At 68.2% G+C, this 25663-nt stretch carries 20 protein-coding genes and 1 pseudogene; 12 read left to right on the top strand and 9 right to left on the bottom strand.

Features of this window, described 5'->3' with window-relative positions; genetic code table 11:
- Positions 1-72: 72 nt before the first annotated feature.
- Positions 73-537 (bottom strand): MarR family winged helix-turn-helix transcriptional regulator, encoded by a 465-nt coding sequence (locus tag QXH22_RS02060; protein WP_306274823.1) that lies wholly within the window; start codon positions 535-537, stop codon positions 73-75.
- A 58-nt stretch (positions 538-595) separates the two neighbouring features.
- Here QXH22_RS02060 and QXH22_RS02055 point away from each other — a divergent pair, with 58 nt between their 5' ends.
- Positions 596-1426 carry an alpha/beta fold hydrolase gene (locus tag QXH22_RS02055; RefSeq protein ID WP_306241102.1) on the top strand — a complete coding sequence of 277 codons (831 nt, stop codon included), beginning with the start codon at positions 596-598 and terminating at the stop codon, positions 1424-1426.
- Positions 1427-1488: 62 nt separating this feature from the next.
- Here QXH22_RS02055 and gabT read toward each other — a convergent pair whose 3' ends face one another.
- Positions 1489-2829, bottom strand: a complete 1341-nt coding sequence (gene gabT, locus QXH22_RS02050; protein WP_306241101.1) for a 4-aminobutyrate--2-oxoglutarate transaminase — start codon at positions 2827-2829, stop codon at positions 1489-1491.
- Positions 2830-3067: 238 nt separating this feature from the next.
- Here gabT and yajC point away from each other — a divergent pair, with 238 nt between their 5' ends.
- From yajC to QXH22_RS02015, 7 genes are all read left to right on the top strand, one after another.
- Positions 3068-3424 (top strand): preprotein translocase subunit YajC, encoded by a 357-nt coding sequence (yajC, locus tag QXH22_RS02045; protein ID WP_306274822.1) that lies wholly within the window; start codon positions 3068-3070, stop codon positions 3422-3424.
- Positions 3425-3541: 117 nt separating this feature from the next.
- Positions 3542-5428 (top strand): protein translocase subunit SecD, encoded by a 1887-nt coding sequence (gene secD / locus QXH22_RS02040; protein ID WP_306241099.1) that lies wholly within the window; start codon positions 3542-3544, stop codon positions 5426-5428.
- 3 nt (positions 5429-5431) lie between these two features.
- Entirely contained in the window at positions 5432-6703 is a 1272-nt protein-coding gene (gene secF / locus QXH22_RS02035) for a protein translocase subunit SecF (RefSeq protein WP_306274821.1), read from the top strand.
- Positions 6704-6708: 5 nt separating this feature from the next.
- A complete protein-coding gene (locus QXH22_RS02030) occupies positions 6709-8361 on the top strand; it encodes an ABC transporter substrate-binding protein (protein WP_306241097.1) in 1653 nt (550 codons plus the stop codon).
- A 25-nt stretch (positions 8362-8386) separates the two neighbouring features.
- Complete coding sequence (locus QXH22_RS02025) at positions 8387-8893, top strand: adenine phosphoribosyltransferase (protein WP_306244269.1); 507 nt, start codon at positions 8387-8389, stop codon at positions 8891-8893.
- Between the two features lie 27 nt (positions 8894-8920).
- Positions 8921-9361 carry a hypothetical protein gene (locus tag QXH22_RS02020; protein ID WP_306241096.1) on the top strand — a complete coding sequence of 147 codons (441 nt, stop codon included), beginning with the start codon at positions 8921-8923 and terminating at the stop codon, positions 9359-9361.
- 48 nt (positions 9362-9409) lie between these two features.
- The gene (locus QXH22_RS02015) at positions 9410-11770 is read left to right on the top strand and encodes a bifunctional (p)ppGpp synthetase/guanosine-3',5'-bis(diphosphate) 3'-pyrophosphohydrolase (protein WP_306244267.1); all 2361 of its coding nucleotides are present in this window, start codon (positions 9410-9412) and stop codon (positions 11768-11770) included.
- A 98-nt stretch (positions 11771-11868) separates the two neighbouring features.
- Here the strand turns inward: QXH22_RS02015 and QXH22_RS02010 are convergent, their stop codons facing one another.
- From QXH22_RS02010 to QXH22_RS02000, 3 genes and pseudogenes are all read right to left on the bottom strand, one after another.
- Positions 11869-15324: a PE family protein gene (locus tag QXH22_RS02010; RefSeq protein WP_306274820.1), complete on the bottom strand. Its 3456-nt coding sequence runs from the start codon at positions 15322-15324 to the stop codon at positions 11869-11871.
- Positions 15325-15918: 594 nt separating this feature from the next.
- Positions 15919-16675 (bottom strand): annotated as a pseudogene (locus QXH22_RS02005) (serine/threonine-protein kinase); the annotation flags it as partial.
- Positions 16676-16774: 99 nt separating this feature from the next.
- Positions 16775-17677 carry a peptidylprolyl isomerase gene (locus QXH22_RS02000; RefSeq protein ID WP_306241094.1) on the bottom strand — a complete coding sequence of 301 codons (903 nt, stop codon included), beginning with the start codon at positions 17675-17677 and terminating at the stop codon, positions 16775-16777.
- Positions 17678-17720: 43 nt separating this feature from the next.
- Here QXH22_RS02000 and QXH22_RS01995 point away from each other — a divergent pair, with 43 nt between their 5' ends.
- The 3 genes from QXH22_RS01995 (at position 17721) to QXH22_RS01985 (ending at position 20855) form a co-directional block, all read left to right on the top strand.
- Positions 17721-18395, top strand: coding sequence for an MBL fold metallo-hydrolase (locus QXH22_RS01995; protein ID WP_306274819.1), 675 nt, complete (start codon positions 17721-17723; stop codon positions 18393-18395).
- Positions 18392-19648, top strand: coding sequence for a histidine--tRNA ligase (hisS, locus tag QXH22_RS01990; RefSeq protein WP_306241092.1), 1257 nt, complete (start codon positions 18392-18394; stop codon positions 19646-19648). Before QXH22_RS01995 ends, hisS begins: the two co-directional genes overlap by 4 nt.
- Before the next feature lie 178 nt (positions 19649-19826).
- A complete protein-coding gene (locus QXH22_RS01985) occupies positions 19827-20855 on the top strand; it encodes an Rv2578c family radical SAM protein (protein WP_306274818.1) in 1029 nt (342 codons plus the stop codon).
- Here QXH22_RS01985 and QXH22_RS01980 read toward each other — a convergent pair.
- Positions 20852-22420, bottom strand: coding sequence for a metallophosphoesterase family protein (locus QXH22_RS01980; protein ID WP_306274817.1), 1569 nt, complete (start codon positions 22418-22420; stop codon positions 20852-20854). The two genes, QXH22_RS01985 and QXH22_RS01980, sit on opposite strands and share 4 nt — an antisense overlap.
- Before the next feature lie 57 nt (positions 22421-22477).
- Positions 22478-23323: a patatin-like phospholipase family protein gene (locus QXH22_RS01975; protein ID WP_306274816.1), complete on the bottom strand. Its 846-nt coding sequence runs from the start codon at positions 23321-23323 to the stop codon at positions 22478-22480.
- Positions 23324-23385: 62 nt separating this feature from the next.
- Between QXH22_RS01975 and QXH22_RS01970 the strand changes: the two genes are divergently transcribed.
- Entirely contained in the window at positions 23386-23823 is a 438-nt protein-coding gene (locus tag QXH22_RS01970; RefSeq protein ID WP_306241088.1) for a hypothetical protein, read from the top strand.
- Positions 23824-24105: 282 nt separating this feature from the next.
- Here the strand turns inward: QXH22_RS01970 and QXH22_RS01965 are convergent, their stop codons facing one another.
- Positions 24106-24783, bottom strand: coding sequence for a trans-aconitate 2-methyltransferase (locus QXH22_RS01965; RefSeq protein ID WP_306274815.1), 678 nt, complete (start codon positions 24781-24783; stop codon positions 24106-24108).
- 306 nt (positions 24784-25089) lie between these two features.
- Positions 25090-25599, bottom strand: coding sequence for a helix-turn-helix domain-containing protein (locus QXH22_RS01960; protein WP_306241086.1), 510 nt, complete (start codon positions 25597-25599; stop codon positions 25090-25092).
- Between the last annotated feature and the right edge of the window lie 64 nt (positions 25600-25663).

The raw sequence follows: 25663 nt of genomic DNA, 5'->3' as shown, positions 1-25663 counted from the left end.
AACGTTAGCTAAAGTAAAGATATTCCTCAATGGTGGGCCACTGCGAGTTCGCTGTGAGTTGCGCCACCAGCCTCACGCCCGGGAGTCGGCCGGGTCGAGAGCGTCGAGTAGTCGTTGCATGGTGGCGCACATGTGCGCGAAGTCATCGGGGCCGACCAGTTGTGACCACCGAGTCTCAATGTCGGCTACCCGATCGCCGGCATCGGCGAGCAGGCGTCGTCCGCGGTCGGTCAGATCGATGAGTTTGGCGCGGCCGTCGTTCGGGTCGGGGCGGCGGGTCAGATATCCCAGTGTTGCGAGGTCGTTGACCAGTTCAGACGTCGCCGCCAGGCTCAGCTGCGCCCGCGCCGCCAGCTCGGTCAGCCGGATGCCGCCCATCCGGATGTTGCCGAATATCTGCAGGTGCGGGTCCCGGATGTCGCCGTAGCCCTGGTCGATATGCGGTGCCGCGAGATCGGTGCGGAACTGCCGCGTCAGCCGCACCAGCAATTGACCGATCGCCTGCCGATCCGTCGGGAGCCCACTTGACGCCGCCATGGTTCACGAAGATACTACGGATACCGAAGTTTCGGTTTCCGAAGTAAATGGGGTGATCATGAGCAGCCTTAACGACGAGTATGTCGAGACTGATCTGGGGCGGCTTCACGTACTGCGCCGGGGCACCGGACCGGTCACCCTCCTGTGGCACAGCCTGTTCCTGGACTCCCGCTCGTGGGTTCCGCTGATCGGCGCGCTCGCCGATCTGGCGCCGGATCGCACCGTCATCGCCGTCGACGGGCCGTCACACGGGCGCAGCGAGCCACTGAACCGCGACTTCACATTCGACGAGTGTGCGCAGGCCGCTGCCGACGTCTTGGACGGGATGTGTGGCGGCGGGCCGGTGGATTGGGTGGGCAACGCCTGGGGCGGTCACGTCGGCATCGTGCTCGCCGCGTCGCAACCGCAGCGGATCCGAACGCTCACCACCATCGGCACCCCCGTACACGGCACCGACACCCGATTTCGCCTGACGAAGGGGTTGCCCCTGGTGGCCCTGTATCGCCTTTTCGGACCTGTCAGCCTCGTCTGCGATCCGCTGTCGGACGCGCTGCTGGGGCCGGATGGCTCGACCGGCGTGATGGAGGCGTTCCGCCAGGCCGACCGCGTCGGGATGTATCACGCCGTGCGCTCGATGATGCTCAAGCGCCCGAGCCTGCATAACCGACTGCCGCAGATCGCGGCACCGACCCTGATGCTTGCCGCTCACGACGACGACGAAGGCTGGCCGCCGGAACAGGCCAGGGCAGCCTGCGCCGCGATGCGCGACGCCCGCGTCGGCGTCGTGAGGGGTGGCGGCCGGGTGGCGCCCCTGCTGATCGACGCGCAGACGATCGCGCGGACGTTGGTCGACTTCTGGTCTACCGCGACCGCTCCGCCGCGACACTGAACCAAGGCGCACGACACGCCGCCGAGGGTGTGCCTGGTGTCAATCTCGAACGCCGGGTCGGCTCAGAGGTCCGCGAGTAGCCCGGTCAGCACGTCCAGTCCCTCGGTCAGCAGCTCGTCGCTGATCGTCAGGGGCGGCAACAGGCGGATGATGTTGCCGTACATCCCGCAGGTCAACACGATGATCCCAGCCGCGTGCGCGGCGGTGGCGAGCTTCGACGTGAGCTCAGGATCGGGGTCGGAGGTGCCGGACTTGACCAGCTCCATGGCGATCATCGCGCCGCGCCCACGTACATCACCGACCCGGTCGTCTCCCGCCTGCAATCGCAGCAGTGGCTCGGTGATCAGGCGCTCGATCTCCTGCGCGCGCCCGATAAGTCCCTCGGACTCGATGGTCGCGATGGTGGCCAGCGCCGCCGCACACGCGACGGGATTGCCGCCGAACGTTCCGCCCAGGCCGCCCGCGTGCGGCGCATCCATCACCTCGGCCCGGCCGGTGATTCCCGACAGCGGCAGCCCGTCGGCAATCCCTTTGGCCGTCACGATGACGTCGGGCTGGATGCCTTCGTGCTCGCAGGCGAACATGGCGCCGGTGCGCGCAAAGCCGGATTGCACCTCGTCGGCGATGAACACCACGTCGTTTTCGCGGCACCAGCGCAGCAGAGCGGGAAGGAATCCCTCGGCGGGGACGATGAACCCGCCCTCGCCCTGGATGGGCTCGATGATGACCGCCGCCAGGTTTTTCGCCCCGACCTGCTTGTCGATCATGCTGATGGCACGCGCCGCGGCCTTCTCGCCGTCGGTGGCCAATTCCTTGTCGAGCAGGCTGTCGCGGTAAGGATAGGACAGCGGCGCCCGGTAGATCTCCGGGGCGAACGGACCGAAGCCGCTCTTGTAGGGCATGGACTTGGCGGTCAGCGCCATCGTGAGGTTGGTGCGGCCGTGGTAGGCGTGGTCGAACGCAACGACGGCGGACCTGCCGGTGTAGGACCGCGCGACCTTGATCGCACTCTCGACCGCCTCGGCGCCGGAGTTGAACAGCACCGAACGCTTCTCGCCCTCGCCCGGGGTGATCCGGTTCAGTTCCTCGGCCACGGCGACGTAACCCTCGTACGGCGTCACCATGAAGCAGGTGTGGGTGAACTCGGCTACCTGCTGGCGTACCGCTTCCACAACGGGTGGCGCCGCGTTGCCGATCGTGGTCACGGCGATGCCGGAGCCCAAGTCGATGAGCCGGTTGCCGTCTACGTCCTCGACGATGCCCCCGCCGGCGCGTGCCACGAACACCGGCAGGGTGACCCCGACGCCGTGCGACACCGCGGCGGTCCGTCGCTTGTTCAGCTCCAAAGACGCGGGACCAGGGATTTCAGTGGCCAAATGACGGCTCTGCTCGAGGCTGGCCACGGACTCCTCCTCCCGCGGACGCGCAGGTCACGTCGCGATCAAAAGCCTAGCCGGTGACCGGCGCGCAAGCGGCTTCAGCTGTGCCGACCCCCGGCCAGGACGATGCCGGTCGGTTTGCGACCTGCGGGAATGGCAGACTGGACCCCTAGCGACGCGAGCGAGCCCGGGTCAGACCGGCGCCAGCCCCGGATTATGCGGGGAAATTCGAGCACCACCGATATGAAAGACGGGCGTTCTGATGGAGAGTTTTGTCCTGTTTCTGCCGTTCCTGCTCATCATGGGCGGGTTCATGTACTTCGCGTCGCGGCGGCAACGCAAGGCGATGCAGGCGACCATCGACCTGCACGAGTCGTTGCAGCCGGGGGATCGGGTGCACACGACATCCGGACTGGAAGCGACCGTCGTCAGCTTCACCGACGACACCGTCGACCTCGAGATCGCACCCGGCGTCGTCACGACGTGGATGAAGCTGGCGGTGCGGGACCGGATCCTGCCCGACGACGATGAGGACTACGAGGAGAGTCCCGCGCTCGAGGCGGCCGATGAAGACGAAGACGCGGATTCGGACACCAGCCGCGTCATCAAGGACTCCTGACCGACACCGACTGCCGCGTGCGGGACATGCGCCCCACCGCGGCACGTAGTCTTTTCGGAGGTTCTGTCCAGGGCTGGACGGATCCTCAAGACCGATTCTCAAGGAGACAGAAGGAACGTGGCATCGTCTTCGGCGCCGGTGCAGCCTGCCCGCTACCTGTCGGTGTTCCTGCTCATGCTCGTCGGCGTCTACCTGCTGGTGTTTCTCACCGGGGATAAAAAGGCCACGCCCAAGCTGGGCATCGATCTGCAGGGCGGCACCCGCGTGACGCTGACGGCGCGCACCCCGGATGGCTCGCGGCCGAGCCGGGACGCGCTGGCGCAGGCTCAACAGATCATCAGTTCCCGGGTAAACGGGCTGGGTGTCTCCGGCTCGGAGGTCGTCGTCGACGGCGACAACCTGGTCATCACCGTGCCCGGCAGTGACGGCAACGAGGCGCGTGACCTCGGTCAGACTGCGCGGCTGTACATCCGGCCGGTGCTCAACTCGATGCCGGCCCAGAAAGCTCCCGAAGAGCCGAAGCCCGGTCAACCGCCCGCCGGCGGTGAGCCAGGCGGTCCCGGTCCCGCTCCGGGCGCCCCCGGTGCCGGCGCGCCGGGCGCTCCGGCTCCGGCTCCGGCTCCGGGTGCTCCCGCTCCCGCGCCGCCACAGTCGGGCGCCCCCGCTCCGGCGCCGCCCCGCGGGCAGCCCAGGCCCTACCCGCAAGATCCGGCGCCCAGCCCCTCGCCCGCCCCGAGTCCCGCGCCGGCGCCCAGCGGTTCCCCGGCGCCCAGCGGTTCGCCGGCGCCCAGCCCGGCCCCCGCGCCGTCGCCGACCGGTCAGGCGCCACCGTCCGACGTGCCGCCGACGGATGCACCTGCCGCACCGGATCCACGCAAGGACCTCGCCGAGCGCATTGCGCAGGAGAAGAAGTGGCGGCAGAACACCAGCCAGTACATCCAGATGATCGCCCTGCAGTTCGAGGCCACCCGGTGCGACAAGGACGACATCTTGGCCGGCAACGACGACCCCAAGTTGCCGTTGGTTACCTGCTCCACCGACCACAAGACCGCCTACCTGCTGGGGCCGTCGATCATCAGCGGTGACCAGATTCAGGACGCGACCTCCGGGATGAACCAGAGCAGCCTGGGCTACGTGGTGGACCTGCAGTTCAAGAGCGCCGCAGCCAACGTCTGGGCCGACTACACCGCAGCCCATACCGGCACCCAGACCGCCTTCACGCTGGACTCTCAGGTGGTCAGTGCCCCGATGATCCGGGAACCCATCCCCGGCGGCCGGACCCAGATCAGTGGCGGTGATCCACCGTTCAGCGCGGCCACCGCCAAGCAGCTGGCCAACGTCCTGAAGTACGGGTCGCTGCCGCTGTCATTCGAGTCGTCGGAAGCCCAAACCGTCTCGGCGACACTGGGTCTGACGTCGCTGCGCGCCGGGCTGATCGCCGGCGGAATCGGACTGCTGCTGGTCCTGGTGTACTCGCTGCTGTACTACCGGGTGCTGGGACTGCTCACCGCGTTGTCGTTGGTTGCTTCCGGCGCAATGATTTTCGCGATCCTGGTGTTGCTGGGCCGGTACATCAACTACACCCTGGACCTAGCCGGCATTGCGGGTCTGATCATCGGTATCGGTACCACCGCCGACTCGTTCGTGGTGTTCTTCGAACGCATCAAAGATGAGATACGCGAAGGCCGTTCGTTCCGCTCAGCGGTTCCGCGAGGGTGGGCGCGGGCGCGCAAGACCATCGTGTCCGGCAACGCGGTGACCTTCCTGGCCGCCGCCGTGCTGTACTTCCTCGCGATCGGGCAGGTCAAGGGATTCGCCTTCACGCTGGGCCTCACCACGATCCTCGACCTCGTGGTCGTATTCCTGGTCACCTGGCCGCTGGTGTACCTGGCTTCCAAGTCCCCGAGGCTGGGCAAGCCGGCGTACAACGGCCTGGGTGCAGTCCAGCAGGTCGCACGTGAGCGCCGGGCGTCGAGTTCGGCCGCCAAGACGGGACGGGGTTAAGCCATGGCGTCCAAGGCCGACACGAAGACAACAGTCATCGGACCCGACGACGACTCGAAAACTGCTGGGTCGCAACACAGTTTCCTCTCCCGGCTGTACACCGGCACCGGCGCTTTCGAGGTGGTCGGGCGTCGCAAGCTCTGGTACGGCGTCAGCGGGGCGATCATGGCCATCGCCATCCTGGCGATCCTGATCCGCGGATTCACGTTCGGTATCGACTTCAAGGGCGGCACAACGGTCTCCATGCCGTCTGCGGGCACGTCGGGCACGATCCAGGTCAGCCAGGTGGTGGACGTCTTCCACAAGACGATCGGCAAGGACCCCGAATCGGTGGTCACGGTCGGCAAGGGATCCTCGGCCACCGTGCAGATCCGGTCGGAGACCCTGTCCAACCAGCAGACCGAGCAACTTCGCAACGCCCTGTTCGACGCGTTCCACCCCAAGGGCACCGACGGTAACCCCAGCAAGAAGGCCATCAGCGACGCGGCGGTGTCAGAGACCTGGGGCGGTCAGATCACCACCAAGGCGGTGATCGCCCTGGTGGTGTTCCTGGTGCTGGTCGCCGTCTACATCACCGTGCGCTACGAGCGCTACATGACGATGTCGGCGCTGGCGGCCATGGTCTTCGACCTGACCGTCACTGCGGGCGTCTATGCACTGGTGGGATTCGAGGTCACCCCGGCGACGGTGATCGGCCTGCTGACCATCCTCGGGTTCTCCCTCTACGACACGGTCATCGTGTTCGACAAGGTCGAGGAGAACACCCACGGTTTCCAGCACACCACCCGGCGCACCTTCGCCGAACAGGCCAATCTGGCCGTCAACCAGACGTTCATGCGCTCCATCAACACCAGCCTGATCTCGGTGTTGCCGGTGCTGGCGCTGATGGTGGTGGCGGTGTGGTTGCTGGGTGTGGGCACGCTGAAGGACCTGGCTCTGGTACAGCTCATCGGCATCATCGTGGGCACCTACTCGTCGATCTTCTTCGCCACCCCGCTGTTGGTCACGCTGCGGGAACGCACCGAGTTGGTGCGCACGCACACCCGGCGGGTGCTCAGACGGCGCAGTGCCGGTGCGGTCACCGAGCACCCCGCCCCCAAGGATGAGCCCGCCGACAGTGACGACGAGGACGCCTCTGACGCGCCGGAGCAGGTCACCGAGGCCGTCACCGTCAGCAAGCCCGCCGCCACCAACAAACCGGCACCCGGTGCGCGGCCGGCTCGTCCCACCGGCACGCGGCGTCCCACCGGCAAGCGAAACGCCGGCAAGCGGTAGCTCGCATGTCCACCTGGTCTCGCTGGCGGGGCGCCATGCTGGCCACTGGAGCGACGGCAGTGCTGGCGGCGTCCACCCTCACCGCATGCTCGGGTAGCGCCGCGGGGCGCGTCGATTACGTGGTGGACGGCGTCCTGTCGACCTACAACGCCAACACCGTGGTCGGTGCGGCCTCGGCCGGTGCCCAGGCGTTCGCCCGCACCCTCACCGGGTTCGGCTATCACGGTCCCGACGGGCAGGTGGTCGCTGACCACGACTTCGGAACCATCTCGGTGGTGGGCGGCTCGCCGCTGGTGCTCGACTACCAGATCGCGGACAACGCGGTCTATTCCGACGGCAAGCCGGTGACGTGTGACGACCTGGTACTGGCCTGGGCGGCGCAGTCCGGGCGCTTCGGCGGGTTCGACGCCGCGACTCAGGCGGGCTACGTCGACATCGCCAACATCGAGTGCACACCCGGCCAGAAGAAAGCCCGGGTCTCGTTCATCCCGGATCGCGGCGTCGTCGACTACACGCAGCTGTTCACCGCCACCTCGATGATGCCGTCACACGTCATCGCCGACACCCTCGGCACCGACATCACCACGGCGCTCCTGACCAACAAGGGCGCGGTGGTGGAACAGGTCGCGAAGGTGTGGAACAGCACCTGGGACCTCAAACCGGGTGTGGACCTCAAGCGCTTCCCGTCATCCGGCCCGTACAAGATCGAGCGGGTGCTCGACGGCGGCGCGGTGGTGCTCGTGGCCAACGACCGCTGGTGGGGCGCCAAGGCGATCACCAAACGCATCACGGTGTGGCCGCAGGGCGGTGACATCCAGGACCGGGTGAACAACCGCAGCGTCGACGTCGTCGACGTGGCCGCCGGATCGTCGGGATCGCTGGCCACTCCGGATAACTACGAGCGCTCCGACGCGCCGTCGGCCGGCATCGAGCAGCTGATCTTCGCCGCGCAGGGCCCACTTGCGACCAGCGCTGCCCGGCACGCGTTCGCACTGTGCACACCGCGGGACACGATCGCCCGCGACGCCGGCGTGCCGATCGCCAACTCGCGGCTGTCGCCGGCTGCGGAGGACGCGCTGTCCGCGGCCGAGGGCGCCAACGAGGCGGCCCAGTTCACCAAGGCCGACCCGAACGCCGCACGGGCTGCGCTGAACAACGCGGCGCTGACGGTACGGATCGGCTACCGCGGACCCAATGCCCGCCTGGCCGCCACCGTCGGATCCATCGCGGCCTCGTGCGCGCCGGCCGGAATCACCGTCTCCAACGTGACGCTGGACACGTCCGGGCCACAGGCACTGCGCGACGGCAAGATCGACGTGCTGCTGGCCAGCACCGGGGGAGCGAGCGGCAGCGGGTCCACCGGATCGTCGTCGATAGATGCCTACGACCTGCACAGCGGCAACGGAAACAACTTGTCCGGCTATGCGAACCCGCAGGTCGACGGCATCATCGGTGCGCTCGCGGTCTCGGCCGACCCTGCCGAACGGGCCCGGCTGCTGGGTGAAGGCGCCCCGATCCTGTGGGGTGACATGCCGACCTTGCCGCTGTACCGGCAGCAGCGCACATTGCTGATGTCCAAGAAGATGTACGCCGTCAGCCGCAACCCCACGCGCTGGGGGGTCGGCTGGAACATGGACCGATGGGCCCTGATGCAATGAGGTCGCAGTGAGCAGCGTCCCCGCCATGATCACCTCACTCGCCCGCACCGTCCCTGATTTCCCCGAACCCGGCGTGCTGTTTCGCGACCTCACCCCGGTGTTCGCCGACCGCGACGCGATGGCCGCCATCACCGACGGGCTGGCCCGAGCTTCCGAGGGAGCCGACCTGGTGGCCGGCATCGATTCGCGAGGGTTCCTGCTTGCCGCCGCCGTCGCCACCCGGCTGCACACCGGCGTGCTGGCGATCCGCAAGGGCGGAAAGCTCCCGCCGCCGGTCTTGAGCGAGGACTACCAGCGGGAGTACGGCGCCGCCACCATCGAGATTCCCGCCGACGGAATCGAATTGGCGGGTCTGCGCGTCATGGTCATCGACGACGTGCTGGCCACCGGAGGCAGCGTGGGAGCCGCGCAGCGGTTGCTCGAGCGGGTCGGCGCTGTCGTCACCGGCGCGGCGGTGGTCATGGAACTGGAGGCACTGGGCGGTCGCGACGCGATCGCTCCGCTGCCCCTGCACAGCTTGAGCCGCTCGTAAGCGGTTCGCCAACGGAAGGGGAGTCTGATGAGCGGTGCCAAGAACCCGCGGCCGCGTCCCGCCGGGGTGAGCGACGACACGGTAGAGGCGGTCGGGGCGGTGACCGAAGCGCTGGAGTGGGTGGAACGGGCCCGCGGACACCTGTATTCGTTTCACCAATTGATGGGGCACGCGGATCTGCTGCTCGGCGAAGCGTGCGACAAATTGCGTGCCGCAGGACACGACGACATCGCCGATCGGCTGGAGACCGACATGGTGGGCCGCAACGTGCTTCAGGGGCGATGGACCTTTCAGATCGTCGAGGAGTTCGACGACGACTACTGGTCGGTGTTACGCGATCACGAGCGCCGGGTGCGCGACGAGCTGCAGGGCGGCCTGCGGCATCTTTTCGAATCGGAGATGAAGGAAGACCGCCGCACGGCCGGCCGGCCACACCATGAAGCCCGCCCCGACGAGAACAACGGATAACTGAACGATGTGCGCGGACCGGATATCCTCTAGGCGGAGGTGACTGACGTGGCGGAAGACCAGAGCACGTTGCAGGCTGCCGCGCCACCGACCGAGCCGCTGCCCGTCGCGGAGATCCCCGAGCCGCCGGCAGAGCCGCTGAAGACGACCACCAGCGCATCCCGACGGGTTCGCGCCCGGTTGGCGCGACGCATGACCGCACGCAGCGGCGCCATCAACCCGGTTCTCGAGCCGTTGGTGGCGGTACACCGCGAGGTCTATCCGAAAGCGGATCTGGCAATCCTGCAGCGTGCCTACGAGGTCGCCGACCAACGGCACGCTACCCAGTTCCGCCACTCCGGCGACCCCTACATCACCCACCCGCTGGCCGTCGCCAACATCCTGGCCGAGTTGGGCATGGACACCACCACGCTGGTGGCCGCTCTGCTGCACGACACCGTCGAGGACACCGGCTACACCATCGAGCAACTGTCCGAGGACTTCGGCGACGAGGTGGGCCACCTCGTCGACGGCGTGACCAAGCTGGACCGGGTCGTGTTGGGCAGCGCAGCCGAGGGCGAGACGATCCGCAAAATGATCACCGCCATGGCCCGCGATCCGCGCGTGCTGGTGATCAAAGTGGCCGACCGGCTGCACAACATGCGCACCATGCGCTTCCTGCCGCCGGAGAAGCAGGCACGCAAGGCCCGTGAAACACTGGAAGTCATTGCCCCGCTTGCCCATCGACTCGGCATGGCGAGCGTCAAGTGGGAACTGGAAGACCTGTCGTTCGCGATCCTGCACCCCAAGAAGTACGAAGAGATCGTCCGCCTGGTCGCCGGCCGCGCTCCGTCCCGGGACACCTACCTGGCCAAGGTGCGCACCGAGATCACCAACACCTTGAACGGGTCGAAGATCAAGGCGACGGTGGAGGGCCGGCCCAAGCACTACTGGTCGATCTATCAGAAGATGATCGTCAAGGGCCGTGACTTCGACGACATCCACGACCTGGTCGGCATCCGCATCCTGTGCGATGAGATCCGCGACTGCTACGCCGCTGTGGGCGTGGTGCATTCGCTGTGGCAGCCGATGGCGGGGCGGTTCAAGGACTACATCGCCCAGCCCCGCTACGGCGTGTACCAGTCGCTGCACACCACGGTCGTCGGACCGGAGGGCAAGCCGCTGGAGGTGCAGATCCGCACCCGCGACATGCACAAGACGGCCGAGTTCGGTATCGCCGCGCACTGGCGGTACAAGGAAGCCAAGGGCCGCAACGGTGTTCCGCATCCCCACGCTGCCGCCGAGATCGACGACATGGCCTGGATGCGTCAGCTGCTCGACTGGCAGCGGGAGGCCGCCGACCCCGGGGAGTTCCTCGAGTCGTTGCGTTACGACCTTGCGGTGCAAGAGATTTTCGTGTTCTCGCCCAAGGGTGACGTCTTCACGTTGCCGGCGGGGTCCACGCCGGTGGACTTCGCGTACGCGGTGCACACCGAAGTCGGCCACCGCTGCATCGGCGCCCGGGTCAATGGACGACTGGTGGCGCTGGAACGCAAGCTGGAGAACGGGGAAGTCGTCGAGGTTTTCACCTCCAAGGCGCAGAACGCGGGGCCGTCGCGGGACTGGCAGCAGTTCGTGGTGTCGCCGCGGGCGAAGACGAAGATCCGGCAGTGGTTCGCCAAGGAGCGCCGTGAGGAGGCGCTGGAGGCCGGCAAGGAAGTCATGGCCCGCGAGGTGCGCCGGGGCGGACTTCCGTTGCAGCGCTTGGTCAATGGTGAGTCGATGGCCGCGGTGGCCCGCGAACTGCACTATACCGACGTGTCGGCGATGTACACCGCGATTGGGGAGGGTCACGTCTCGGCCCGCCACGTGGTACAGCGGCTGCTGGCCGAACTCGGCGGCATCGACCAGGCCGAAGAGGAACTGGCCGAGCGCTCCACTCCGACGACCATGCTGCGCCGTCCCCGCAGTACCGAGGATGTCGGGGTGTCGGTGCCCGGGGCGCCGGGTGTGCTGACCAAGCTGGCCAAGTGCTGCACGCCGGTGCCCGGCGACCAGATCATGGGGTTCGTCACCCGCGGCGGCGGTGTCAGCGTGCACCGCACCGACTGCACCAACGCCGCGTCGCTCCAGCAGCAGGCCGAGCGCATCATCGAGGTGCTGTGGGCGCCGTCGGCGTCCTCGGTATTCCTGGTGGCGATCCAGGTCGAGGCGCTCGACCGGCACCGCTTGCTGTCCGACATCACCCGGGTGCTGGCCGACGAGAAGGTGAACATCCTGTCGGCGTCGGTCACCACATCAGGTGACCGGGTGGCGATCAGCCGATTCACTTTCGAGATGGGCGACCCCAAGCATCTGGGGCATCTGCTCAACGTGGTGCGCAACGTCGAGGGTGTGTACGACGTGTACCGGGTGACGTCAGCTTCGTAGTTCGTCCTGCGGGCGCATGAGGCGCCGGTGCCGAAACACGCGGACGACCGTTGCGGGGTGCACCACGGATACGAGTGATGTCCGCTGTCTGATGCCGCCTAGGCCTTCGCGCCGGTCCCACCCTTTCCGCCGGCGCCGCCGCTCCCGCCGAAGATGCCACCGATTCCGGTGGGCGGGTTGCCGGACAAGCCCCCGCTCGGGAAGCCTCCCGGCACCGCTTTTCCATTGACGGAAACGCTGCCGCCGCTACCCCCATCACCCCCGGAACCCCCGGCTTCGCCGGGAAAGCCAAAGATTCCGGAACTACCGTCCGAGCCTCTGCCGCCGTTGCCGCCGTTGCCGCCGTTACCCCCGTTGACCACACCGGCGCCGCCGTCTCCGCCTCTGCCGCCTTTGCCGCCGATTCGCGCCTGCACCCCGTCGCCGCCGGTACCGCCGTTTCCGCCGTTACCGCCGATGTTGCCGCTGCCTCCGAAACCGCCGTTACCACCGTTGCCGGGGTCGGGGAAGAAGATTGCGACGCCGTCGCCACCGTTGCCGCCGTTTCCGCCGTCTCCACCATTGCCGCGGATGCCAGTGGCGCCGGTGGCTCCCACGCTGGAGCCCGACCCGCCGGCGCCGCCGGTTCCGCCGTTGCCGGCGTCGCCACCCCGTCCGCCGGTGCCGCCGCTACCGTTCGGCGGCGTGTTGATCGTGACCCCGGGCCCGGGTCCGCCGTTGCCGCCGTTTCCGCCGTTGCCCCCGGTGCCGCCCAGACCTCCGGTTCCGCCGGCACCCTGGATTCCGGCCTTGCCGACGGGGGCTGCCCCGCCGCTTCCGCCGGTCCCGCCCTTCCCACCGATGCCGCCATCGCTGCCTTTGCCGCCGTCGCCGCCGGCCCCGCCAGACGGCGCACCGAGGCCACCGTTGGTGCCGTTGGCGCCGGTGCCGCCGGTCCCTCCGGTACCACCGACGCCGCCGGCGCCGCCGTCGCCGGCCCATGACCCACCCCGGCCGCCGCTGCCTCCGATCCCGCCCGTTCCACCGGCGCCACCCGGCGCGTTTGGATCACTCGATACCGAGCCCGGCCCGCCGGTGCCGCCGGTTCCGCCTTTGCCGCCGTTGCCGACCAAACCGCCGTCGCCGCCCTTGCCGCCGGTCGCACCCGTGCCGCCGACCGTGGTGGCTGCCGCGCCCTGTCCGCCCTCGCCGCCGTTGCCCCCGCTGACGGCGCCGGCGCCGATTCCGCCTTTCGCGCCGGGGGTGGACCCGAGACCTCCGATTCCACCGTCCCCGCCCTGTCCGGGATCGCCGCCGTTTCCGCCGTTGCCGCCCGCGCCGCTGTTGGTGCCCTGAACGCCGAGCTGGCCTTTGCCGCCGTTGCCCGCGACGCCACCGGTCCCACCTTGGCCACCGGCCCCGCCAACCCCTTGAGCGCCCGCTTTGCCCGCCGGCGCGGCGCCACCGAGGCCGCCGTTGCCGCCCGCTCCGCCGGTACCCCCTTTGCCTCCGTCACCGCCCCGGTTTCCGTCGCCACCCAGGACTGTGGCATCGGCTCCGTCGGCGCCTTGGCCGCCAGTCCCGCCGGACCCGCCGGTTCCGCCATGTCCGCCGGCGCCGCCGTTGCCCGCGAGTGCTCCGCCGGCGCCCCCTTTCCCGCCGTCGCCCCCGGCGGCGCCGGTAGCGCCGACCTGCCCTTTCGCGCCTGGTTGGGTCTCGATCGCGCCCTCGCCGCCGGGGCCTCCTTCGCCGCCGTTGCCGCCTGCCCCGCCATTGCCCACCAGCCCGCCGTTGCCGCCGTCGCCACCGGCACCACCAGGTCTGCTCACACCGGCGAATTCGAAACCGTTGCCGCCGTTGCCGCCCGCGCCGCCGTTACCCCCGGTCAGGGCCGCGCTGCCGTCGAGACCCTTGGTGCCAGGAGTGGAGCCAGAGCCGCCTAGCCCGCCTGCGCCGCCGCCACCCGGATTTCCGCCGTTGCCGCCTCTGCCGCCGGCGCCAGGGCCCACAGACCCGTCGCCACCGCGCCCGCCGTCACCACCGGCGGCCCCGGATCCGCCCTTGCCGCCGGCCCCACCAGCGCCCTGTAGGCCGGCCTTGCCCGCCGGCGTCGCGCCACCCGCGCCGCCGTCGCCGCCTTTTCCGCCGGCACCGCCGGCGCCTCCGTCCCGGCCGTCACCACCGGTTCCTCCGTTGGGACCGCCGTCGATGCCGCGGGCACCGACGGCGCCGTTACCGCCGTCTCCGCCCGCGCCGCCTGCGCCGCCTGCGCCACCGACGCCGTTCTTGCCGGCACTACCGGTCAGACCACCGGCACCACCGACCCCGCCATTGCCGCCGGCGCCGCCCGTCCCGCCGGCGCCCCCGTCACCACCCGTGCCACCGGTACCGCCGGGCACAGCCGCAGCATCTACTCCGTTCGCGCCGGCACCGGCGGCACCACCGGCGCCGCCCAGGCCGCCGTCTCCGCCCGGTCCGCCTTTGCCGAACAGCAACCCGCCGGCGCCGCCTGCACCCCCGTCGCCCCCGGCCCCGCCCGTGCTACCGGCAGTGCCGGAGTTGCCTGCGACAGTGGCCGCCAGTCCGGCCTTTCCGGCCAGGCCGTTACCCCCGGCGCCGCCGAATCCGCCGGCCCCGATCAGTCCCGCGGCACCGCCGTTTCCGCCGCTCCCGCCGGCCTGGCCGGGGTCGAGGGCCGCCCCGCCGATCCCGCCGTCACCGCCGTCGCCGATCAGCCAGCCGCCTCGGCCGCCGTTGCCGCCGGCGGCTCCACCACCTCCGTCACCGCCGGCGCCGCCGTTGCCGAACAACCAGGCTTGGCCACCCTGGCCGCCAACCCCGCCGGCCGCTGCGCTGCCGCCGGCGCCGCCGTTGCCGAACAGCCATCCGCCTACGCCGCCTGCGCCGCCAACCGCTGTCGCCCCTCCGGCGCCACCCGCGCCACCGTTGCCCACCAGCCAGGCGCGTCCGCCCAGCCCACCTGATCCACCCGCCACCCCGCCGCTGCCGCCGTTGCCGAACAACCAGCCGCCCGCGCCGCCCGCGCCTCCCGGGGCGCCCGCACCCCCTGCGGCCCCTTGTCCGCCGCTTCCGAGCAGTCCCGCAGCGCCGCCGGCGCCACCGGCCATCCCCGGAGTGGACCCGGCCATGCCGTTTCCGCCATTGCCGTACAGCAGCCCACCGGGTTCGCCCGCTTGGCCCGGCGCCGTGGCGTCGACACCGTTGCCGATGAGTGGCCGGCCTAACAGCGCCCGCGACTGCGCATTCGTCGCATCCAGGAGCTGCCGTTGCACGTTGGCCAGTTCTGTCTGCGCGTAGGCATTCGCCGCGGCATTGATGCCCGATGCGAATTGTTCCTGTATTGCCACCAGGCGGTTATTCAGTTGTTGAAAATCCACGGCGTAGCCGCCGAACAATGCCGCAATGGCTGCCGATACGTCATCAGCGGCCGCCGGCAGGATGGCGGTCGTGGGTAGGGCGGCGGCGGTGCCGGCAGTCTGGATTGCGACGCTTATCGTGCCCAGATCCGTTGCGGCCGTTGCCAAGTTGTCCAGCCCAACGTTCACCCACGACACGGCAACCACCTACTGTCTCGAATGGACACGATGCGAAGTTCGCTATCCGTCTGCCGACAGATTTGCGCCCTTACACAATGAAAGCGGAGTTTAGGCGTCACGCTGACATTGCATCGGGCACTCCCAGCTCAAAGTTTGTGCCTTCGACCCCGCGTGAAATTTGAATTCAATATCTGGCGTAATAAGCGCAGACTGGGGCCTTTATTGGCGATGATGGCCGCCCCAGAATATTTATCTCGGGTTGCTGGGTGTACGTCTAGGGCGTACCCGACACGTCGGTCGTGTCGACCGTGTCGGTGGACTCGGTTTTGCCCCTGTCCGACTGGTCCGCGGTTGTCTCGGTGGTCGTCTCTGGCGCCTGCGTCGTAGTCGTCACTGTCGTGCGGGTCGTGGGGGTGTTCGAGCCGTTGTCGTCGCCGCCGGCGAAAAACGCGACCAGGGCAGCGACCAGGACCAGCGCCAGCCCTGAGCCCGCGACCGTTGCGATCAGCATGGTGCGGCTCGCCTTGTCCGGGGCCGGCGCGTCGGGGCCCGCCGGGGCCAGGCCGGTGTGTGCCTCGGGGGGCGGCGGGGGAGGCAATGCCAGGCCGGCGCCACCCAACGCCGCCCGGGCGGCATCGGCGAGGTCGGTCACCGTCTGGTACCGGGCCTCCGGGTCCTTGGCCATCCCGCGCGCGATCACCGCGTCGAAGGCTGGCGGCACATCACGAGCGATGGCCGTGGGGCGCGGCGGCGGTGCGTGGAGGTGCCCGGAGATCTGCTCTTCGAAGCTGTCACCGGGATAGGGCCGCTTGCCGGTGAGGCATTCATAGAGGGTGCAGGCCAGCGCATAGACATCGGCGCGTGGGTCGGTGATGCCGCGGAAGCGTTCGGGAGCCAGATAGGCCAGCGTGCCCATCGTGAGCCCGGTCTGCGTCAGGGCCGTGTCGGTGGTCGCGCGGGCGATGCCGAAGTCGATCAGGTAGACGAAGTCGCGGGCTTTGGCGACCAGGATGTTCGACGGCTTGACGTCGCGGTGCACCAACCCCGCCTGGTGCGCGCTGTCGAGCGCAGCCGCGGCCTGTTCGATGATCGCGACGGTCTGCGCCGGGCTGAGCCGGCCGCCGTTCTCGGCGATAAACCGCGCCAGATCGCGGCCCTCGACCAGACGCATGTCGACATAGAGTTGGCCGTCGATCTCACCGAAGCTGTGGATCGGCACCACGTGCGGGTCGTTGAGGCTGGCTGCGATGCGCGCCTCGCGGCGGAATCGGTGCTCGAACTCTTTGTCCTCGGCCAGATTCGGTGGCAGCAGCTTGATGGCGACGACGCGGTCAGTCTGGGTGTCGTAGGCGCGATACACCTGACCCATGCCGCCTCGACCCAGCAGCCCCTGCAGCTGGTACCGACCGAACGAGCTCTCGGCCACGAATCTCCTCCCGGTAAGCCGCCGCCGCCCCGGGGTCCCAGGTTAGTCGAGCAACATCGAGGTGATGGTCACGTCGAGGGCGGGCGGGCCGTCCTCCCCGCCTCCGGCGACACCCGCCGCAGCGATCTTGTCCAGCGTGGCCAGCCCGTCGTCCTGAATTTTGCCGAACACCGTGTACTCCGGCGGCAGCGCCGAGTCGCGGTAGACCAGGAAGAACTGACTGCTGTTGGTGTTGGGTCCCGCGTTGGCCATGGCCAGGGTGCCGCGGGGATAGATCACCGGCTCCTTGAGCTTCGGGTCATTGGCGGGGTACTGGTCGGTGGGGTATTCGTTGGCGAACTGGTAGCCCGGCCCGCCGGTGCCGTCGCCCTTGGGGTCGCCGCACTGCAGCACCGACAGCGACGGTGAGGTGGTCAACCGGTGGCATTTGGTGTCCTTGAAGAACCCTTGGTTGGTCAGGCTGGCGAAACTGTTGACCGTGCAAGGCGATTCGTTGTTGGCCAGCATCAGGCCCAGATTGCCCTGACTGGTCACCATGCTGACGCTGACCTGTGCGGGCTCGGTCGGGACCTTGCCGGTGCGCGGCGGCTTGACGGGCTTGACGGCCTTGTCCGGGGACGCCGGGTATTGGCAGTTGGCGCCAAGGTTGGCCGGCGCCTTGAACTGCGGCAACGGCACGGCATTGCCGAGCTGCACCGGCGGCAGGCCGGCGGCCGACGAGCTGGGCGCGGCGCTGCTCGACGTGCTCGACGCCGACGGGTTGCCTTTGTTGTCGTCCTTGGTGACGACGACGGCAACCACCACGGCCGCCACCACCGCCACCGCGGCGACCGCGCCACCGGCGATCGTCAAGATGCGGCGCCTCTTGGCCTGCTTGGCGCGGCGCTCCAGCTGCCGCTCGAGTTTGCGCTTTGCTGTCGCACGTCGCTGCTGATTGGTCGGCACGGCCGCTATCTTTCCATGGCTTGCGGGATGGGAAACTGGGACCGTGTTGATCACCGGATTTCCGGCCGGGTTGTTGCAGTGCAACTGCTATGTGCTGGCCGAGCGGCCAGGCGCCGACGCCATCATCGTCGACCCCGGCCAGCGCGCGATGGGCCAGTTGCGGCAGATACTCGACAAGAATCGGTTGACTCCGGCGGCGGTGTTGATCACCCACGGTCACATCGACCACATGTGGTCGGCCCAGAAGGTCTCGGACACCTTCGGGTGCCCCACCTACATTCATCCCGAGGACCGGTTCATGCTGAAAGACCCGATCTACGGCATGGGGCCGCGGGTGGCGCAGGTGTTCGCCGGCGCGTTCTTCCGGGAGCCCAAGCAGGTCGTCGAACTGGACCGCGACGGCGACAAGATCGACCTGGGAGGCATCTCGGTCAATATCGACCACACCCCGGGGCACACCCGCGGTTCGGTGTGTTTCCGCGTGCTGCAGGCGGCGGAGAAGGAGGCTGACGTCGTATTCAGTGGCGACACCTTGTTCGAACGGTCCATCGGCCGCAGCGACCTGTTCGGCGGCAGTGGACGGGACCTGTTGCGCTCGATCGTCAATAAACTGTTGGTGCTCGAGGACAAGACCGTGGTACTACCCGGACATGGCAACTCCACCACGATCGGCGCCGAACGCCGCTTCAACCCGTTCATCGAAGGCCTGAGCCCGTGACGGAATTCGTTGCTCCCAAGGGTGTTCCGGATTACATCCCGCCGGATTCAGCGGAGTTCGTCGCGGTGCGCGACGGGTTGCTCGCGTCGGCCCGGCGGGCCGGCTACGGACACATCGAGCTACCGATCTTCGAGGACACCGCGCTGTTCGCGCGGGGGGTGGGGGAGTCCACCGATGTGGTGTCCAAAGAGATGTACACGTTCTCCGACCGCGGCGACCGCTCGGTGACGCTGCGACCCGAGGGCACTGCCGGTGTGGTGCGCGCGGTGATCGAGCACAGCCTCGACCGGGGAGCGCTGCCGGTCAAGCTGTGCTACGCGGGTCCGTTCTTCCGCTACGAACGTCCGCAGGCCGGCCGGTACCGGCAGTTGCAGCAGGTGGGTGTCGAAGCGATCGGGGTCGACGACCCCGCGTTGGACGCCGAGGTGATCGCAGTGGCCGACGCCGGGTTCCGGTCGCTGGGGCTCGACGGGTTCCGGTTGGAGATCACCTCGCTCGGTGACGAGAGCTGCCGTCCGCAATACCGGGAATTGTTGCAGGAGTTCCTTTTCCGCCTCGACCTCGATGAGCCGACCAGACAGCGGGCTGCGTTGAACCCGCTGCGGGTGCTCGACGACAAGCGTCCGGAGGTGAAGGCGATGACCGCCGATGCGCCGGTGCTGCTCGATCACCTGTCCGATGCCGCCAAACAACACTTCGACACGGTGCTGGCGCATCTGGATGCGCTCGGGGTTCCCTACGTCATCAACCCGCGCATGGTCCGCGGCCTGGATTACTACACCAAGACCACCTTCGAGTTCGTGCACGACGGATTGGGCGCGCAGTCCGGCATCGGTGGCGGCGGCCGCTACGACGGCCTGATGAAACAGCTTGGCGGGCAAGACCTTTCCGGCATCGGTTTCGGACTCGGGGTGGACCGGACGCTGCTGGCTCTGCGCGCCGAGGGCAAGAGCGTGGGGTCCGCGGCACGATGTGACGTGTTCGGTGTGCCGTTGAGCGAGGCCGCCAAGTTGCGGCTGGCGGTGCTGGGTGCCGCGCTGCGGGGCGCCGGAGTTCGGGTCGACTTGGCCTACGGAGACCGCGGCCTCAAGGGTGCGATGCGCGCAGCCGACCGCTCGGGTGCGGTGGTGGCGCTCGTTGCCGGAGATCGGGATCTGGGTGCCGGCACGATCGGCGTCAAGGACCTGAGGTCGGGGGAGCAGGTGTCGGTGCCGGTGGATTCGGTCGTCGCTGAGGTGCTCTCGCGGTTGTAGCTACTGGGGCCTGGGCTGCCCGGTGGCGAGGGGGCCTGGGCTGCCGGGCGGCGAGGGTGCGCATAATGCCGGCGACACGTCGTCGATCGCGTTCATCTGCGCACCCTCGCCAAGCCACCCGACGGCGCGCCTCGCTCACCCACTTGACGCCGCATCGAACTATTGTTCGAATGGAGGCATGCGCTGGGCAGGCCAAGCGGTGGCGGTCAACGGGACGCCGGTCGACGACGGAGCGCTGCCGGGGCTGCAGCGGCTGGGCCTGGTCAAGAGCGTGCGGGTGCCGCAGTTCGAGGGCATGACGTTTCACGAGGTGCTGTGCAAGTCGGCGCTGAACAAGGTGCCCAACGCGTCCGCCCTGCCATTCCGCTACACGGTCAACGGCTATCGCGGCTGCTCACACGCCTGCCGATACTGCTTCGCGCGTCCCACCCACGAATACCTGGACTTCGACGTCGGCACCGATTTCGACACGCAGATCGTCGTCAAAACCAACGTCGTCGAGGTATTGCGGCAGGAACTGCGCAGGCCGTCGTGGCAACGCGAAACGGTCGCGCTGGGCACCAACACCGACCCTTACCAGCGCGCCGAGGGCCGCTACGCACTGATGCCCGGCATCATCTCGGCGCTCGCCGAGTCGGGCACGCCGATGTCCATCCTCACCAAAGGCACCCTGCTCCGCCGCGACCTGCCGCTGATAGCCCAAGCCGCTCAACAGGTTCCGCTGTCGGTCGCGATCTCGCTCGCGGTAGGCGATCCGGACCTGCACCGCGATGTCGAGCCGGGCACGCCGACGCCGCAGGCTCGGCTGGCGCTCATCACCGCCATTCGCGAAGCAGGTCTCGGCTGTCACGTCATGGTCGCGCCGGTGCTGCCGCACCTGACCGATTCGACCGAACACCTCGACGCTCTACTCGGACAGATCGCGTCCGCCGGCGCCACCAGCGTCACCGTGTTCGGGCTACACCTGCGCGGTGCCACCCGGGGCTGGTTCATGGCCTGGCTGGCTCGCGCGCACCCTGAGCTGACCGGCCGGTACCGCGACCTCTATCGCCGCGGTGCGTACCTGCCGCAGAGCTACCGGGACATGCTTCGGGAACGCGCCAGACCGCTGATCGCCAAATATCGGCTGGGCAGCGATCCGCGACCGTCGACACCGCCGGCCGCAATCGCAACTAACCCGGAACCGTTGCAGCAGGCCCTCTTCTAGCCCCCGCGCGGCTTGGTCAAGGTGAACTGGTCGATCGGGACAACGGCGCCGTACGGTCCCCGCACCGCGTAGTAGGTCGCCTTGATCGACGTCCGGCCGCCCGGCGTACCCGGATCGACGTCGAACGCCACGAATCCGTACGCGTTGTCGCGGTCACGGAATGCCGACCACGGCGCGTCCTCCATCACGTAGATCGGCGGCTTGCGCCTGACCGCCGGGTCGAAGGCGCCCACCCCGGTGATCACCTGGCAGCGCAGGTCGGGGAAGAACAGACCGTTGGTCGGGTGCGACGTACCGCCCCCGCCGATCACCAGGTGCACGGTGCCCTTGGTCACGTCAATCACATCCATGCGGGTGTCCACGGGTATCGGTGTCCGCGTATCACCACCGAGGGCGCCGCGCAACGGATGCGACCGCTCGTAGTGGTGTTCGTGCCCGCACACCACCAGGTCGACCTGGTACTGATCGAACAGCGGCAGCCACTCCTGGCGGATGCCCAGGTCCGCCCCGTTGGCTTTGGCGGTGGAGATCGCCGTCTGGTGCATGCACACCACCACCCAGTCGATCCCTGGATCGTGCCGCGCGGCGTCCAATTCGGCTGCTAGCCAACGCTTCTGCTCTCCACCGGAGTAGGCGTGGATGTAGGAGTTGCCACCGTCCTGGTAGGCCACGTCGTCATTGTTGAGGCTGATCACCCGCACGGCCCCCGCGGTGAACGAGTACCACAACCCCCGGAATTGCGTACTCGCTCCTGAGTCCGGCACCGCGAAGTATGTCTGGTAGGCGCCGTAACCCACGGGGCCGTTACCCAATTCGTTCTCATGGTTGCCCGCGGCAGGCATCCACGGCCGGTGGCGTGCCGAACGGCTGTTGTTGACGAACCAGTCCGACCAGGTGCGAATCCGGTCTTGAGCCAGGTTGGCGTAACAGAGGTCGCCGTTGACGAGGTTGAACAGCGGCGCCATCCGTTCGATTGCCGCCGTGGTGTCGCCGGCCGCCGGCGATCCGAGGTGGTCGTTGACGTAGCGGCCGTCGGTCAGGGTGCTCAGCGTCGGTGTCGACTGATCGCCGAAACTGGTGAAGCGGAAGGGCTTTCGTCCCGTCGGCGCCGTTCGCAAAGTGCCCAGCTCGGGTTGGGCGCCGTCGTGCACCGCGGCATAGATGTAGTCGGTGTCCGGCTGAAGGCCCGTCAGACGCGCGTGATTGACGCGAACCTCCGTATTGGACTTGGCATCTCGGTAGGTCCGGGTTTCGGCCGTCACCGTGCTGCCGAATCCGGACGTCGGCGCGCCCACCATCACTCGCGGATTGCGGACGGCGTCGGTGGTGTGCCAGGACACCACCGCCTCAGTGCCGGCATCCCGGCCGAACTGCAGATGTAGCCCGCCCACGGGCGGCGCGCCGGCGCGATCCGGCTGCGACCAGACCTCCGAGCGATTCGACCGCAGCAGCGTGGCGCCGCCCACCCCGACGCCCGCACCGAGCACACCGGCCACCGCGCCGGTCGTAATCAGCGCGCGGCGGCTGAAGCCCGGCGGTTCGCCCTGTTCCGGATCCTCGCTCATGGGGTGCTTCTTACCCGACCCGGGTGAACGTCGCCAGAACTGGGTGAGCAAGGGCAGCTAGTGCCGGTGTGGCTCCAGCAACGCACCCTGACCCGTGGACGGCCGGTGCTCCGACAGCCAGTCGCGGGTCGCGGCGTGCGAGCGCTCGATCAACGTCGCCGCCTGCGAGAAGTCCGACCCGGAGATGCTGACCGGGCACAGCGGGCGAATGACGTGCAGCTCGCAGGTGGTTTCGTAGCGGGAGATGTCGTCAGCGAGGCGGTGGTTCAGGGCGATCGTCATGGCGTGCAGCGCCATGTTGACCGCCGACTTCGGTGTCGCGGGCAGGTTGCAGGAGTAGCCCGTCGGCAAAACCCAGACCCGATCGGCGCCGAGGGCGACGGCGTGCGAAACCGGTGTGTTGTTCACGACACCTCCGTCCATCAGGTCGCGTCCGTTGATCTTGACCGGGGGGAAGATGCCCGGGATGGCGGCGCTGGCCGCGATCGCGTCCACCGCGTCGCCCGACGACAGCAACACGTCGGTGCCCGAGACCACGTCCGTCGCCACCACGTGCAGCGGGATCGGGGCGTCCTCGAGGCGGGCGAACTGCAGCTTCTCGGAGAGGATGCGTCGCAGGCCGGAATTGGGCACCAGGTGTGTTCGTCGCCCGAACATGCCCAGCACACCCGACAGCGGGTGAGCGGGAAACACCTGCTGGCGGGTCAGCGATATCCACAGGTCGGCGAGCCCGCGGATGCCGGCGGCGTCGGCCCGGGAGGCGAGCCAGCCGCCGTTGACCGCGCCCACGGACGTGCCCACGATCAGGTCAGGGGTGATCCCCTCGTCGGCGAGGGCACGCAGCATCCCTACATGGATTGCTCCCAGGCTGGCGCCACCGGACAACACGAACGCTGTGGGCACAGCTAGATGGTAGAGACGTTTGTCCAAAATCGGCGGGTAACGAATCCGGTAGCGTTTCCGATATGACGAACGTGCACAAACTGGCCAGCGCGGTCGCCGCGGGACTCCTGGGTGCGGCTTTCGTGGCCGTAAGCCCGACCGCGCACGCGGACCCTGCCGGCCACCAGGTGACCTACACGATCACCACCACCGGCAACCTCACCGGCAACGTCCGTTACATGAGCGCCGATCCGCCCAGTCAGGGAGCTTTCGACGCGAACTCCTCGCAATTCTTGACGACCGTGGCGGCCACTTTCAGCGCCGACCAACCATTGGTCTACACCGCCACTCTCGCGAACCCGAGCCAGTGGGCCTTCGTCAGCGCCAGCGGCGGCTGCCACTGGCCGGACTGCGGCTCGGGAAGCACGCCGGAGTTGCGCTGTGAGATTTCCGTCGACGGCCAGGTGGTGGATACCCGCAGCGCCACCACCGGCGTCACCTGCTCGACGCGGCCCTGGTAGCAGACAGACAAACGCCGGCGGGGGAATGCGGTCCCGCCGGCGTCGTCAGTCCTTGACGGGTTCGCAGGCTTACTCCGCGATCTCGCCGACGACGAAGCCGAACAACGAGTACGAGGCCTCTTCGTCGAAGAACAGAACTTCGTGTGCCATGGGTGCACACACCACCTTTCGCTCAATGTGATTGAGCCTCAATGGTGCAACGCGCCCAGGGGTTCTGGGCAGCCTACGGATGGTCCTAATTCTGGTCCCCCGAACGACGTACAGAGCCCTCCACCGGGCGGATCAACTCCGAGCGGAGACGGTGAGCCATTCGGAGGATTCGGGGTTCTCAGTCTCCAGCGTCAGGCCGACCTCGTCGAGCAACGAGCGGAACTCGTCGACGCCGATCCGGTGTGCCTCGAACGACTGGGTCAGGCTCTGCCCGCCGTAGGCGAGGGTGAACTCGCCGAGGACCCGGTCGCCATCGTTGTGCAGGATGGTCATGGTCTGCTGCATGTCGCCGTCGGCGCGGTGGTAGCTGCCCGCCGGTCGCAAGGTGAACCACTCCGGTGGTCGCCACTGGATGAGCGCTTTGCCGGTCGGCTTGAGATGGTGGGCAACCGTGGCCAGCAGGCCCCTTCGCCCGTCCACGCCGGGGTGGTTGACCAGGCTGCTCGCCAGCAGCACGAGGTCGTACTTCTCGGACAGTCGCAGGTCCTCGATGCGGGCCTCAACGGTCCTCGCGGCGCGCACGTGCGCGAGCATATCGGCCGAGTCGTCTACCGCCGTGACCTCGAATCCTTTTTCTCCCAACGGATTAGCGATGCGTCCGGCGCCGGAGCCCAGGTCCAGTACCGAGCCGCCGGGCTCGAGCAGCGTGGTGATGAGGCTGATCTCGTCGGTCACCGACACGCGTCGGTAGATCTCGACGAGGCTGCCGTCGCGGGTGATCGGGCTGGCGGAAGTGTTGTCTGAGGCCATAGTGGTTCCGAACTCGTGTGAGGTTTGCCGGCGAGTGCCCGCGGAGACGAAGGCCTTCCGTCGGCCGCGGGCCGTGTTCACTCGGCGATCTCGTCGACGATGAACGAGATCAAACCGTACGTGGCCTCCTCGGCGGCGAACAGCATTTCGTAGGACATAATCCTTCTCCTTCACGAATCTCTGACCCGGTGGTCATTACATAGTGACGAAACATGTCAATCTGTAACGTCAAGTGTGGGCGAAGTCCGACCCGGTGTGTATCCCACGACCGGGTCGTCTTCTGTCCCCCAATCGGGGGACAGCGGGCTACGGGCCGGGTGCGGTGATGACGACGACCTCAGCGGGCCCGCCGACGGCTCTGAGTCGGTGGCCCACGGACGCGTCGAAGTATGCGCTGTCGCCCGGCGCCAATGAGATGACGTGCTCGCCGTAGCTCAGTTCGATGCTCCCGGCGTGCACGAAAATGAATTCCTGGCCGGTGTGCTCGGGGTGGGGATCGTCGGAGGCATCGTGGGTCGGCCGTACCAGGAAGGGTGACATCGATTTGCCCAGCAGCGTGGTGGCCAGTGCCCGGTAGCGACCGCCGGCCGGATCGGCGCGGTCGACGGTGATCCGCTCCTCAGTGGCATCGTCGGAGAACAGCCGACCGACATCGACGTCGAGTGCCCGTGCCACCTTGAGGGCCACCGCGATCGACGGCGTGCTCTGGCCGCGCTCGATCTTGGACAGGTAGCTCTTGGTCAGGCCGGTCTGATCGGCCAGTTGCTCGAGGGTGAGCCCGCGCTGCTTGCGCACCGTCCGCAGGAGAGCGGTCATCGGCGAGGCCCCCTATGACACAAAGTTTCCTATAGTGCTACTATTGTGTCACACTTTCCCGATC

This window comes from Mycobacterium sp. TY814, assembly GCF_030755175.1.
Taxonomy (GTDB): Bacteria; Actinomycetota; Actinomycetes; order Mycobacteriales; family Mycobacteriaceae; genus Mycobacterium.
Note: the sequence above shows the minus strand (reverse complement) of the source record. Positions and strands in the feature narration are given on the sequence as shown.

What these genes read in the sequence shown, in the direction of transcription:
- QXH22_RS02060 (WP_306274823.1), bottom strand. Translation starts at nt 537, where the DNA reads ATGGCGGCGTCAAGTGGGCTCCCGACGGATCGGCAGGCGATCGGTCAA.
- QXH22_RS02055 (WP_306241102.1), top strand. Translation starts at nt 596, where the DNA reads ATGAGCAGCCTTAACGACGAGTATGTCGAGACTGATCTGGGGCGGCTT.
- yajC (WP_306274822.1), top strand. Translation starts at nt 3,068, where the DNA reads ATGGAGAGTTTTGTCCTGTTTCTGCCGTTCCTGCTCATCATGGGCGGG.
- secF (WP_306274821.1), top strand. Translation starts at nt 5,432, where the DNA reads ATGGCGTCCAAGGCCGACACGAAGACAACAGTCATCGGACCCGACGAC.
- QXH22_RS02030 (WP_306241097.1), top strand. Translation starts at nt 6,709, where the DNA reads ATGTCCACCTGGTCTCGCTGGCGGGGCGCCATGCTGGCCACTGGAGCG.
- QXH22_RS02025 (WP_306244269.1), top strand. Translation starts at nt 8,387, where the DNA reads ATGATCACCTCACTCGCCCGCACCGTCCCTGATTTCCCCGAACCCGGC.
- QXH22_RS02020 (WP_306241096.1), top strand. Translation starts at nt 8,921, where the DNA reads ATGAGCGGTGCCAAGAACCCGCGGCCGCGTCCCGCCGGGGTGAGCGAC.
- QXH22_RS01985 (WP_306274818.1), top strand. Translation starts at nt 19,827, where the DNA reads ATGCGCTGGGCAGGCCAAGCGGTGGCGGTCAACGGGACGCCGGTCGAC.
- QXH22_RS01980 (WP_306274817.1), bottom strand. Translation starts at nt 22,420, where the DNA reads ATGAGCGAGGATCCGGAACAGGGCGAACCGCCGGGCTTCAGCCGCCGC.
- QXH22_RS01970 (WP_306241088.1), top strand. Translation starts at nt 23,386, where the DNA reads ATGACGAACGTGCACAAACTGGCCAGCGCGGTCGCCGCGGGACTCCTG.
- QXH22_RS01965 (WP_306274815.1), bottom strand. Translation starts at nt 24,783, where the DNA reads ATGGCCTCAGACAACACTTCCGCCAGCCCGATCACCCGCGACGGCAGC.
- QXH22_RS01960 (WP_306241086.1), bottom strand. Translation starts at nt 25,599, where the DNA reads ATGACCGCTCTCCTGCGGACGGTGCGCAAGCAGCGCGGGCTCACCCTC.